The 12041-nt window shown below is 64.3% G+C and carries 11 protein-coding genes; 8 read left to right on the top strand and 3 right to left on the bottom strand.

Annotated features, from left to right (window positions below; translation table 11 throughout):
- Positions 1–143 precede the first annotated feature (143 nt).
- From ACXJKR_RS12430 to rfbC, 8 genes are read left to right on the top strand one after another with little or no spacing between them, the layout of a single operon-like run.
- Positions 144–1532 (top strand): undecaprenyl-phosphate glucose phosphotransferase, encoded by a 1389-nt coding sequence (locus ACXJKR_RS12430; RefSeq protein WP_157282104.1) that lies wholly within the window; start codon positions 144–146, stop codon positions 1530–1532.
- Complete coding sequence (locus tag ACXJKR_RS12435) at positions 1513–2772, top strand: hypothetical protein (RefSeq protein ID WP_457323097.1); 1260 nt, start codon at positions 1513–1515, stop codon at positions 2770–2772. Before ACXJKR_RS12430 ends, ACXJKR_RS12435 begins: the two co-directional genes overlap by 20 nt.
- Positions 2772–3791, top strand: coding sequence for a UDP-glucose 4-epimerase GalE (gene galE / locus ACXJKR_RS12440; protein WP_457323098.1), 1020 nt, complete (start codon positions 2772–2774; stop codon positions 3789–3791). Before ACXJKR_RS12435 ends, galE begins: the two co-directional genes overlap by 1 nt.
- Positions 3788–5221: a mannose-1-phosphate guanylyltransferase/mannose-6-phosphate isomerase gene (locus ACXJKR_RS12445; RefSeq protein ID WP_457323099.1), complete on the top strand. Its 1434-nt coding sequence runs from the start codon at positions 3788–3790 to the stop codon at positions 5219–5221. The genes galE and ACXJKR_RS12445 overlap by 4 nt, the downstream gene beginning before the upstream one ends.
- Positions 5218–6273, top strand: a complete 1056-nt coding sequence (rfbB, locus tag ACXJKR_RS12450; RefSeq protein ID WP_457323100.1) for a dTDP-glucose 4,6-dehydratase — start codon at positions 5218–5220, stop codon at positions 6271–6273. The genes ACXJKR_RS12445 and rfbB overlap by 4 nt, the downstream gene beginning before the upstream one ends.
- 4 nt (positions 6274–6277) lie before the next feature.
- Entirely contained in the window at positions 6278–7159 is an 882-nt protein-coding gene (rfbD, locus tag ACXJKR_RS12455; protein ID WP_457323101.1) for a dTDP-4-dehydrorhamnose reductase, read from the top strand.
- A gap of 8 nt (positions 7160–7167) precedes the next feature.
- Positions 7168–8052, top strand: coding sequence for a glucose-1-phosphate thymidylyltransferase RfbA (gene rfbA, locus ACXJKR_RS12460; protein WP_457323102.1), 885 nt, complete (start codon positions 7168–7170; stop codon positions 8050–8052).
- Positions 8053–8057: 5 nt separating this feature from the next.
- On the top strand, positions 8058–8609 hold the full coding sequence (rfbC, locus tag ACXJKR_RS12465) for a dTDP-4-dehydrorhamnose 3,5-epimerase (protein ID WP_056204089.1): 552 nt from the start codon (positions 8058–8060) through the stop codon (positions 8607–8609).
- Between the two features lie 17 nt (positions 8610–8626).
- On the opposite strand, the gene ACXJKR_RS12470 is transcribed toward rfbC, so the two are convergent.
- From ACXJKR_RS12470 to ACXJKR_RS12480, 3 genes are all read right to left on the bottom strand, one after another.
- Positions 8627–9718 (bottom strand): sugar phosphate nucleotidyltransferase, encoded by a 1092-nt coding sequence (locus tag ACXJKR_RS12470; RefSeq protein WP_457323103.1) that lies wholly within the window; start codon positions 9716–9718, stop codon positions 8627–8629.
- An 84-nt stretch (positions 9719–9802) separates the two neighbouring features.
- Entirely contained in the window at positions 9803–11128 is a 1326-nt protein-coding gene (locus ACXJKR_RS12475) for a UDP-glucose dehydrogenase family protein (protein ID WP_056204096.1), read from the bottom strand.
- A gap of 66 nt (positions 11129–11194) precedes the next feature.
- A partial coding sequence (locus ACXJKR_RS12480; RefSeq protein WP_457323104.1) for an NAD-dependent epimerase/dehydratase family protein occupies positions 11195–12041 on the bottom strand: 847 nt, incomplete at its 5' end.

The following is a 12041-nucleotide window of genomic DNA, read 5'->3' on the forward strand; positions in this document are numbered from 1 at the left end:
AAGCAGACATATACAAGATTGTAGGCAGCGGACCATGAACAGGGGACGCCGACGGTTCGGCCGTCAAATTTGTTGGTAGAGAATCCCTGATCCTTTTTCAGCCTCGGGTACACCCTGACCCGAGGACTACCAAACCCACCAAGATGTTTGAGGACCGCAGCTACAAGAGGACGTTCTACAGCGCACCGCAGTCGGTCGAATCCCTGATCGCCGCTTTCCTGGAGCCCGGCATCATCGTTCTGACCTTTCTTGTCGTGAACGGTCACTTCGACGAGCCGGTGCTGCGCCCCACCCTGACGCTGTGCCTGCTCGTCTTCGCCCTCACCTTCCCGGGTCGCAACCGCTTCAGCGACCACCCGGCCAGCGCCCTTGTGGACGTGCTGTCCTCCTGGCTGGTGCTGCTGGGCATCCTGCTGCTGTGCGGCTACGCCACCAACAGCCTGCACTATTTCGAGGACGAGGTGCTGCTGTGGTGGGCCGTCATCACACCTGCCGTCCAGATCGCCGCCATCGAGACGGGCCGGCGCATCCAGCAATGGCGGGCACGCGACCCGGGCGCGCGCCGTACGGCGGTCGTCGTCGGCGCGGGCGTGCTTGGCCACAAGGTGGCGCGAGCGCTGCGCGACTCTCAGGGCGTCGTCTGCCTGGGCTATTTCGACGACCGTGCGCCTGAGCGCCTGCACCCGGAAGCCGGCGCCTCCATCCTGGGCACCCTGCCCCAGCTCAGCGAGTTCGTGCGCGACAAGGGCGTGCGCGAGGTCTACATCACCCTGCCCCTGGGGTCGCAGCCTCGCATCGTCGAGTTGCTGGAACAGGTGCAGGGCACGACGGCCTCGCTGTTCTTCGTGCCCGACGTGTTCGGCATCAGCATCATCCAGGGCCGCCTGCAGGACATCTCGGGCGTGCCGGTGGTCGGCATCTGCGAGACGCCCTTCACCGGCACCAACCAGCTGATCAAGCGCGTCAGCGACGTCGTGCTGGCCACTTTGATCCTGATCCTCATCTCGCCCATCCTGCTTGCCCTGGCCATTGGCGTGAAGCTCAGCTCACCAGGCCCTGTCATCTTCAGGCAGAAGCGCAACGGCCTGGATGGCGAGGAGATCATCGTCTACAAGTTCCGCTCCATGCGGACACAGGACAACGGTCCCGTGGTCAAACAGGCCACCAAGGGCGACGCGCGCATCACGCCCTTTGGCGCCTTCATCCGCCGCACCTCGCTGGACGAACTGCCGCAATTCATCAATGTGCTGCAGGGTCGCATGAGCATCGTCGGGCCGCGCCCGCACGCCGTGGCCCACAACGAGGAATACCGCAAGATCATCAAGGCCTACATGGTGCGCCACAAGGTCAAGCCGGGCATCACCGGCTGGGCCCAGGTGAATGGCTTGCGTGGCGAGACCGACACCATCGACAAGATGGTGGCACGCGTCGAATACGATTTGGAATACCTGCGCAACTGGTCACTGGCCCTGGATCTGCAGATCATCTTGCGGACCGTGAGGTTGGTGGTGTTTGATCGCCATGCCTATTAAGCCTGCTCGCCATTGCCACCGTTGGACCCGGCTTGCGCTGCTGATCGCCGCGCTTTCAGCGGTCCAGTCCGCGCACGCTCAGACCGATGACACGACGCCCTTTTATGTCGGTGCATCGTTAGGTGTTGCTCATGTCTCAAATGTGTACCGMCAGTCAAGCGCCGCCAACGATGACACAGTGACCAGCGCCGGGGTTCTGGGCGGCATCGACACGAAGCTCGGTCGTCAGCATCTGACGGTGGACGGCTCGCTGCAGAGCAACCGCTATTCAACGATTAGCGAGCTCAACAATCGCTCCTACACCTTGCGCAGTGCGCTCAATTGGCAGACGGTGGGTAATCTGTCGGGAGTGCTGAGCGCCAAATCGGACCGATCCCTCGCTGACTTCAACATCGGTAGCGGCGTCGATCCAATCCTCAAGAAGAACATCGAACGCGAGGACGAATACCAGGCCTTGGTCCGCCTTGGCGTACTGACGCGGTATACGCTGGAAAGTAGTTGGACGCACCGCCGCCGGGACTTCAGCGCCTCGGAGTACGACCGTTTCGACTTCGAGCAGAACACGGGTTCCCTCGGCATCTATGCCACGCCCGGCGGCAATGTCAGGCTGGGCCTGGTGGGGCGACGCACCAAGGGCAAAAACCCGCACTATCCCATTGGCCTTGCCGTTGACCCGCAGACGGCGCAGGTTGTCGTCGTCTCGGTACCTAATGACTACACCCGGGACGACTTCRACTTCACCACCAAGTGGAGCACCGGCGGCCGCAGCACGCTAAACACGCGCATCAGCCGCAGCAAGTCAAAAAACAGCCTCGATGACCGGTTACGCGATTTCAGCGGCACCACCGGTGCCATCGGTTGGAACTGGCAGCCCACAGCCAAGTTGCAATTGAACCTGCARTATGCGCGGGACACCGGGCAGGAAAGTGTCGTCCAGACGGCTGACCTGAACCGGGTCTACACCACCTATCAGCTGGGCGGCACCTACGCCGTGACAGGCAAGGTCAGTCTCAGCGCCAAGGCGAGCCGGAACCGCGCCACACGCACCAGCACGGCAGGTGCCGCCGTTGCCGATGCGCTGGACGACTTCAAGACGTACAACCTGAGCATGCGCTGGGCGTTCACACGCGGCCTCAGCCTGGGCTGCCAGTACGACCGTGCCAGCCGCAACAGCAGCATTGCCCAATACGTGTACACCGCCAGCAGCTACGGCTGCACGGGTCAAGCCATCTTCTTCTGATGACCACCATCCTGCTCACGGGTGCGACAGGCTACATCGCGTCGCACACTTGGCTGGCTCTCCAGCAGGCGGGCTATCGCGTCGTCGGCGTGGACAACTTTTCCAACAGCTCGCCCGTCGTGCTGGAAAGGCTGGCGGAACTGGCCAGCACCCCCATCGAGTTCGAACGTGCCGACGTCTGCGACGCCGCGGCAATGGACGAAGTCTTCGGCAGCTACAAGCCGGCCGCCGTCGTTCACTTCGCCGCCTACAAGGCCGTGGGTGAATCGGTCGGCCAGCCTCTGGCCTACTACCGCAACAACGTCGGTGGGCTGGTCAACACCTGCGAGGCCATGAAGCGCCACGGCTGCACGCGCATGGTGTTCAGCTCCAGCGCCACCGTCTACGGCGCTCCGGACAAACTGCCCCTGCGCGAGGACGCACCGACCTCGTCGACCAACCCCTACGGCGCGACCAAGCTGATGGGCGAGCAGATCCTGCACGACCTCGGCATCGCCGATCCAACCTGGCAGGCCGCCTGCCTGCGCTACTTCAACCCAGTCGGCGCCCACGAGAGCGGCCGCATCGGTGAAGACCCGCGCGGCACGCCCAACAACCTGATGCCCTATGTCGCCCAGGTGGCGGTGGGCCGGCGCACCAAGCTGGCCGTCTTCGGCAATGACTACGCGACGCCCGACGGCACTGGCGTGCGCGACTACATCCATGTCAGCGACCTGGCCGAAGGGCACGTCGCTGCACTGCGCTGGCTGCTGGCCAATACCGGCTCGTTGACCGTCAATCTCGGCACCGGCCAGGGCTACAGCGTGCTCGACCTGGTGCGCGCCTACGAAGCCGCCAGCGGCCGCAGCGTGCCCTACGAAATCGTCCCGCGCCGCCCTGGCGACATCGCAGCCTGCTGGGCCGACCCGGCCCTGGCGCGCGAGTTGCTTGGCTGGGAGGCCAAGCTCGATCTCGCCCGCATGTGCCAAGACAGTTGGCGCTGGCAACGACTCAACCCTCACGGTTTCAATCCCGCATGACCCACGTTCAACCCGTCATCATGGCCGGCGGCTCCGGCACCCGGCTCTGGCCTCTGTCGCGCAGCGGCTACCCCAAGCAATTCCTCGTGCTGTCCGGCAACGAGAGCCTGTTCCAGCTCGCCGCGCGCCGCCTGGCCGCGCTGGCCTCGCCCGAGTTCGAGCTCGCCGGTCCCTGCATCGTCGGCAATGAGGAGCACCGCTTCCTCGTACTGGATCAATTGCGCGAGACCCGGCAGGAGCCCAGCAGCGTGCTGCTGGAACCGCTGGGCCGCAACACTGCCCCGGCGTTGACGCTGGCCGCACTGGCCGCACTCGAGGGCGGCAAGGACCCCGTCCTCGTCGTCACGCCGGCCGACCAGACGGTCACCAACCCGGCAGCCTTCACCGCGGCATTGCAGGACGCGGTCCGCATCGCGGCCGAAGGTGCCATCGCCATCCTGGGCATCACGCCAGACCGGCCCGAAACAGGCTACGGCTATATCCGCACCTCGGGCGACGCCGCGGGCCTGGTGGTCGCACAGTTCGTCGAGAAGCCCAACCTGGAGACCGCCCAGCGCTATCTGGCCGAAGGCGACTACTACTGGAACAGCGGCATGTTCGTGCTGCGTGCCAGCGTCTGGATGAAGGCGCTGGAACGATTCCGCCCCGACATCGCCGCTGCCACGCGCGCTGCCTGGGATGCGCGCAAGACCGACGCCAAGTTTGTGCGCCCCGGCAAGGCCGAGTTTGCCGCCGTGCCCAGCGAATCGGTCGACTACGCCGTCATGGAGCGCTGCCCCGGAACGGACATCCCCTTGCGCATGGTCGCGCTGGATGCCGGCTGGAACGACCTCGGCGCCTGGGAAGCGGTCTGGCAGGTCTCCGAGAAGGATGCCGACGGCAACGCCTTCGTCGGCGACGCCTTGTTCGCCGACAGCAAGAACACCCTGGTCCACGCCACCAGCCGCCTCGTGGGCGTCGTTGGCCTGACCGACATCGTCGTTGTCGAGACGGCCGATGCCGTGCTCGTCAGCGACCGGTCGCGCAGCCAGGAGGTCAAGCAGATCGTCAACCGCCTGGGCGCCGAGCAACGCGGCGAGCATGCCCTGCACCGCAAGGTGCACCGCCCCTGGGGCTGGTATGACAGCATCGACTCGGGCGAGCGTTTCCAAGTCAAGCGCATCATGGTCAAGCCGGGTGCCTCCCTGAGCCTGCAGATGCACCACCATCGCGCGGAGCACTGGATCGTCGTGAGCGGCACGGCCGAGATCGTCAACGGCGACAAGACCATCCTGCTGACCGAGAACCAGTCCACCTACATCCCGCTGGGTCAGACGCATCGCCTGGCCAACCCGGGCAAGGTGCCGCTGGAGATCATCGAAGTGCAGTCTGGCTCCTATCTCGGCGAGGACGACATCGTCCGCTTCGAAGACACCTACGGCAGAACATGACCATCCTCGTCACCGGCGGCGCCGGCTTCATCGGCAGCAACTTCGTGCTGGACTGGCTGCGTGAGAGCGACGAGCCCGTCGTCAATCTCGATGCGTTGACCTACGCTGGCAACCTCGAGAACCTGGCCTCGCTGGACGGTGACGCGCGTCACGTCTTCGTCAAGGGCGACATCTGCGACCGCGGCCTGATCGACAGCTTGCTGGCCAAGCACCGCCCCCGCGCCATCGTCCACTTCGCGGCTGAGAGCCATGTAGACCGCTCCATCCACGGCCCCGGCGCATTCATGAAGACGAATGTCGAGGGCACGTTCACGCTGCTGGAAGCGGCACGCACTTATTGGGGCGGCCTTGAAGGCGAAGCCAAACAAGGCTTTCGCTTCCACCACGTGTCGACCGACGAAGTCTATGGCTCGCTGAAAGCCTCGGATCCGCCCTTCGCCGAAACCAACGCCTACGAGCCCAACAGCCCGTATTCGGCCAGCAAGGCGGCCAGCGACCACCTCGTGCGCGCCTGGCACCACACCTACGGCCTGCCGGTCGTCACCACCAACTGCTCGAACAACTACGGGCCCTATCACTTCCCGGAGAAGCTGATTCCGCTGCTGATCGTCAATGCGCTGGCAGGCAAACCCCTGCCCGTCTATGGCGACGGCCAACAGATCCGCGACTGGCTTTACGTCACCGATCACTGCAGCGGCATCCGTGCCGTGCTGGCCGGCGGCAAGCTGGGTGAGACCTACAACATCGGCGGCTGGAACGAGAAGGCCAACATCGACATCGTCAAGACGGTGTGCGCCTTGCTCGACGAACTCAAACCCTCGGCGGACGGCCCCTACGAGCGCCTCATCACCTATGTGAAGGACCGCCCCGGCCACGACCGCCGCTACGCCATCGACGCACGCAAGATCGAGCGCGAGCTGGGCTGGCGCCCGGCAGAAACCTTCGAGACCGGCATCCGCAAGACGGTGCAGTGGTATCTGGACCATCCAGACTGGGCCGCCCGCGTGCAAAGCGGCGCCTACCGGGACTGGGTTGCCAAGCAATACAGCTGAAGCCATGAAGATTCTTCTTCTCGGCAAGGGTGGCCAGGTCGGCTGGGAACTGCAACGCTCACTGGCTGTGGCAGGCGAAGTCATCGCAATGGACCATGACGACGGCGCGGACTTCACCCAGCCCGAAGCGCTCCTTGCCCGCGTCAGAGACATTGCCCCTCACGTCATCGTCAATGCCGCTGCGCATACCGCCGTCGACAAGGCCGAGAGCGAGCCCGAGCTCGCACGCCAGATCAACGCCACCGCCCCTGCCCTGCTGGCCATCGAGGCCAAGCGTACCGGCGCTTTGCTGGTGCACTACTCGACGGACTATGTCTTCGACGGCAGCGGCAGCCATGCTCGCGATGAGGAAGCTCCCGTCGGGGCGCTCAGCGTCTACGGAGCAACCAAGGCCGAAGGCGAGGACGCCATCCGCGCCAGCGGCTGCCAGCATCTGATCCTGCGCACCAGCTGGGTTTATGGCGCCCGCGGCGGCAACTTCGCAAAGACCATGCTGCGCCTCGCCGCCGAACGCGAGCAGCTCAAGGTCATCGCCGACCAGATCGGCGCGCCAACAGGCGCCGACCTGCTGGCCGACCTGACCGTCCACATGCTGCGCGCCGCGCGCGTGAACCCTGCGCTGACCGGCACCTATCACGCGGTCGCTGGCGGCGAGACGAGCTGGCACGAGTACGCCCGCTTTGTCATCGAGTTCGCACGTGCACAGGGCAAGGTCATCAAGGTCGCGCCGGACCAGATCCTCGCCATCCCGACAAGCGACTACCCCACACCGGCGATGCGCCCGCTGAACTCGCGCCTGGCCACGGCCAAGCTGCAGCAGTGCTTCGGCCTCGTCCTGCCGCCTTGGCAGCAAGGAGTGGAACGCATGCTGAACGAAATTCTTTAAGGGCTCCGATGAATAACCGCAAGGGCATCATCCTCGCTGGCGGCTCCGGCACGCGCCTGCACCCGGCCACGCTGGCCATGAGCAAGCAACTGCTGCCGGTGTACGACAAGCCGATGGTCTATTACCCGCTGAGCACGCTGATGCTCGCGGGCATCCGCGACATCCTGCTCATCAGCACGCCACAGGACACGCCGCGCTTCGAAGCCCTGCTCGGTGACGGTTCGCRCTGGGGCCTGAACATCAGCTACTGCGTGCAGCCTAGCCCTGACGGCCTGGCACAGGCCTTCATCCTCGGCCGCGATTTCGTCAATGGCTCGCCGAGCGCCCTCGTGCTGGGGGACAACATCTTCTATGGCCATGACTTCGCCGGCCTGCTGGGCAGCGCCACGGGTCGCGACGGCGGCGCCAGCGTCTTCGCCTATCACGTGACCGACCCCGAACGCTACGGCGTGGTCGACTTTGATGCCCAGCAACGTGCGCTGTCCATCGAAGAGAAACCGAAAAGCCCGAAAAGCAATTACGCGGTGACGGGCCTGTATTTCTACGACGAGCAGGTCTGCGACATCGCGGCAGCCATCAAGCCCAGCGCCCGCGGTGAACTCGAGATCACCGACGTCAATGCCCAATACCTGCGCCAGGGCCAGCTCAATGTCGAGATCATGGGCCGTGGCTATGCATGGCTGGACACCGGCACCCACGACAGCCTGCTCGAAGCGGGCCAGTTCATTGCCACGCTGGAAAAGCGCCAGGGGCTGAAGGTGGCCTGCCCGGAAGAGATCGCCTACCGTGCAGGCTGGATCGATGCTGCACAGCTTGAAACCCTCGCCAAGCCCCTTGCCAAGAATGGCTACGGCCAATACCTGCTCAAGCTGCTGACCGACAAGGCCTTCTGAACACGATGCAAGTCACGCCAACCGCCCTTCCCGAAGTCCTGCTCATCCAGCCCAAGGTCTTCGGCGACGCCCGCGGCTTTTTCATGGAGAGCTGGAACGAGGAGCGCTTCAACCAGGCGCTGGGCTACGACGTGCACTTCGTGCAGGACAACCACTCGCGCTCCGCGCGCGGCGTGCTGCGCGGCCTGCACTACCAGCTCGACCCACATGCTCAGGGCAAGCTCGTGCGCTGTGTCTCCGGTGCAGTGTTCGACGTGGCCGTCGACATGCGTCGGTCCAGCCCCAATTTCGGGCGCTGGGTCGGCTTCGAACTGTCGGCCGAGAACCAGCGGCAAGTCTGGATCCCGCCTGGCTTCGCCCATGGCTTCGTCGTCGTCAGCGAAACCGCGGACTTCCTCTACAAGACCAGTGGCCGCTACGCACCCGAGTGCGAGGGCGCAGTGCGCTGGGATGACCCGACCATTGGCATCGAATGGCCGCTGGACGGACTCATACCGCAACTGTCGGCAAAGGACGTCAGCGCACCACTGCTGGTTGAGGCCAAGACCTTCACCTGAGTCGATCGGCCCGCAGCTCAGGCGCGCGCGTCACCCCAACGCAGCGGCGTCACCTCGTCGCCGACATAGCTGGTGTGACCGGTGCGATCCACGCAGTACTGCGGCGAGATGATCATCTCGCGCACCGTCATGCCTTCACCGATGCGCGTGTGCTCAATGAGCACGGCCCGCTCAACGACCGAACCGGCGCGCAGGTGAGATCCGTGACCGATCCAGGTAGGTCCGATCACCCGAGCACCTGACTCGATACGCACGTTGGAGCCGATATACACCGGGCCCTCGATGTGGACCTTGTCCCAGTCCACCGACGTGTTCAGCCCCACCCACACCTGCGGCCGTACCTCGCGCCCGGGGATGTCCATTTGCGCGACGCCACCGGCCATGACCTGCTGGGTGACGGCCCAATAGTCGGTCACGCGGCCGATGTCGATCCAGTTGAACGGCCGTTTCTGCGCAAAGAAGGGCAGGCCCTTCTCCACCAGCAGCGGAAACAGCTGGCTGCCGATGTCGAACTCGACGCCCGACGGGATCAGGTCGAGCACTTCGGGCTCGAAGATGTAAATGCCGGTCGACGCCAGGTTGCTCCTCGCCTCCTCGGGCTTGGGCTTTTCCTGGAAGGAAGTCACCCGGCCCTCGGCGTCAGCGACAACAATGCCGTAGTTTTTGGTCTGGTCACGAGGCACTTCGAGAGTCACGACGCTTGCGATGGCTCCCTTGGACTTGTGCTCGGCAAGCGCCGCGGCGATGTCCAGATCGATGACGGCATCGCCGCACAGCACGAGGAAGGTTTCATCGAAGAAACCGCCGAAGTCCTGGATCTTGCGCATGCCTCCTGCCGAGCCGACCGGCTTACAGATCACCTCGCCTTGCTCGCGAACGCCTTCGTAGGAGTAACCGAGCTCAACGCCCCACCGATGACCCGAGCCGAAGTAGTTCTCTATCTTCCAGTGCATGAAGGCCACGTTGACCATGACCTGCTTGACGCCATGGCGCGCCAGATGCTCGACCAGATACTCCATGACCGGCTTGCCCAGGATGGGCACCATCGGCTTGGGCGTGTGCTTCGTCAACGGGCGCACCCGCGTTCCCTGGCCCGCGGCCAGGATCATTGCTTTGGCCATGCCGGCCTCCTAACGTAGTGACGGTTGCACCAAAGCAAGCAAGCGGCGGGCCTGCCGCACACAGTTAGGGGGTCAGCCGCGGCCGATACCTCGATAGTCGATGCCCAGCGCCTTCATCAGCTTGGGGTCGTAGAGGTTGCGGCCGTCGAAGACAACAGGTGCCTTGAGCTTCGACTTGATGGCGTCGAAATCCGGCGTGCGGAATTCCTTCCACTCCGTCACGATCAGCAGTGCGTCCGCGCCCTGCAGCGCCGCCTCGGCGCGCTCGACCAGCGTCACGTCGTCACGCGGGCCAATCACGCGAGCCGTTTCCGGCATCGACACCGGGTCGTAGGCTGCGACGGTTGCACCGCGCCGGGTCAGCTCATCGATGATGACCAACGATGGTGCCTCGCGCATGTCGTCGGTGTTCGGCTTGAATGCCAAGCCCCAGATGGCGAAGCGGCGGCCCTTGAGGTCGTCGCCGAAACGCGCCACGACCTTGTCGACCAGCACGCGCTTCTGGCGTTCATTGGCTTCTTCCACGGCGGTCAACACCTTCAGCGGAATACCGTTGTCGGCGGCGGTCTTCACCAGCGCCTTGACATCCTTCGGGAAGCAGGAACCGCCATAACCGGCGCCGGCGTACAGGAATTGATAGCCGATGCGCGGATCAGAGCCGATGCCGCGCCGAACCAGCTCGATGTCGGCGCCCACGCGCTCCGCCAGCAGCGCCAGCTCGTTCATGAAACTGATGCGTGTGGCCAGCATCGCATTGGCGGCGTACTTGGTGAACTCGGCGCTCTTCACGTCCATGACCAGCATGCGGTCCTGCGTGCGGTTGAACGGCGCATACAGGGCGCGCATCAACAGCGTGGCCTGCTCGTCGTCGGAGCCAATGACGACGCGATCAGGCTTCATGAAGTCGTCGACCGCCGCACCTTCCTTCAGGAACTCAGGATTGGAGACGACGGCATATGCCATGTCTCCGAGGCCACGCTTTTCGAGCTCTTCCTTGACCGCAGCGCGGACCTTGTCGGCCGTGCCGACCGGCACCGTGCTCTTGTCGACGATGACCTTGTAGTCCGTCATGCGCTGGCCGATGGAGCGGGCCGCGGCCACCACGTACTGAAGGTCGGCCGAGCCGTCTTCGTCAGGCGGCGTGCCCACGCCGATGAAGAGCAGCGTGCCGTGCTGTACGGCCATGTCCACATCGGTGGTGAACTGCAGGCGGCCGGCCGCCACATTGCGGCGCACCACTTCGAGCAGGCCGGGTTCGTGAATAGGGATCTCGCCGTCGTTGAGGACGCGGATCTTTTCGGGATTCACGTCCAGACAAACCACGTGGTTGCCCATTTCGGCCAAGCAGGCTCCGGTGACCAGGCCCACGTAGCCGGTGCCGATGGCGGTGACTTTCATTCTCAATCCTCGTGCAAAAAACGGTTAACCCGTTTGTAACGCAGTCACGTGACGGTCCAGTGCCATTCAGACCTTGTAGTAGTCCCGATACCAGGCGACAAACCGCTGGATTCCTTCAGGTACAGGCATCGCCGGACGGAAACCCGTCCACTCGGCCAGTTCCTCGACATCAGCATGCGTAGCCGGCACATCACCATCCTGCATGGGCATGAAGTTCTTGACGGCCTCGCGGCCCGCGGCCTGCTCGATGGCCTCGATGAAGCTCATCAGCTGGATGGGTGCGTGGTTGCCGATGTTGAAGACGCGGTAGGGGGCGCTGGAGCGCGCCGGATCGGCCTTGTTGGGGTTGTAGTTGGGGTCGGCGGTAGCCGTGCGGTCCAGGACGCGCACGACGCCCTCGGCGATGTCGTCGATGTAGGTGAAGTCGCGGACCATCTTGCCGTGATTGAACACGTTGATGGGCCGCCCTTCGATGATGGCCTTGGTGAACAGGAAGAGCGCCATGTCCGGCCGGCCCCACGGGCCATACACCGTAAAGAAGCGCAGGCCCGTCGTTGGCAGCCCAAAGAGGTGTGAATAGGTGTGGGCCATCAGCTCATTGGCCTTTTTCGTCGCGGCATAGAGGCTGATGGGGTGGTCGACGCTGTGGTGCTCCGAGAACGGCATCAGCGTGTTGCCACCGTAGACGCTGGAGCTGGACGCATAGGCCAGGTGCTGCACACCGCCGTGGCGACAGCCTTCCAGGATGTTGGTGAAGCCAACGATGTTGCTGTCGATGTAGGCGTGGGGGTTTTCGATTGAGTAGCGCACGCCGGCCTGCGCCGCCAGGTGCACCACGCGTTCGAAGCGCTCATCGGCAAACAGCTTGGCCATGCCGGCGCGGTCGGCCACATCCATTTGCACGAAGCTGAAG

This window comes from Roseateles sp. P5_E11 (assembly GCF_054049355.1).

Coding starts and splice junctions, on each gene's coding strand:
- ACXJKR_RS12430 (WP_157282104.1), top strand. CDS start 144: ATGTTTGAGGACCGCAGCTACAAGAGGACGTTCTACAGCGCACCGCAG.
- galE (WP_457323098.1), top strand. CDS start 2,772: ATGACCACCATCCTGCTCACGGGTGCGACAGGCTACATCGCGTCGCAC.
- ACXJKR_RS12445 (WP_457323099.1), top strand. CDS start 3,788: ATGACCCACGTTCAACCCGTCATCATGGCCGGCGGCTCCGGCACCCGG.
- rfbB (WP_457323100.1), top strand. CDS start 5,218: ATGACCATCCTCGTCACCGGCGGCGCCGGCTTCATCGGCAGCAACTTC.
- rfbD (WP_457323101.1), top strand. CDS start 6,278: ATGAAGATTCTTCTTCTCGGCAAGGGTGGCCAGGTCGGCTGGGAACTG.
- rfbC (WP_056204089.1), top strand. CDS start 8,058: ATGCAAGTCACGCCAACCGCCCTTCCCGAAGTCCTGCTCATCCAGCCC.
- ACXJKR_RS12470 (WP_457323103.1), bottom strand. CDS start 9,718: ATGATCCTGGCCGCGGGCCAGGGAACGCGGGTGCGCCCGTTGACGAAG.
- ACXJKR_RS12475 (WP_056204096.1), bottom strand. CDS start 11,128: ATGAAAGTCACCGCCATCGGCACCGGCTACGTGGGCCTGGTCACCGGA.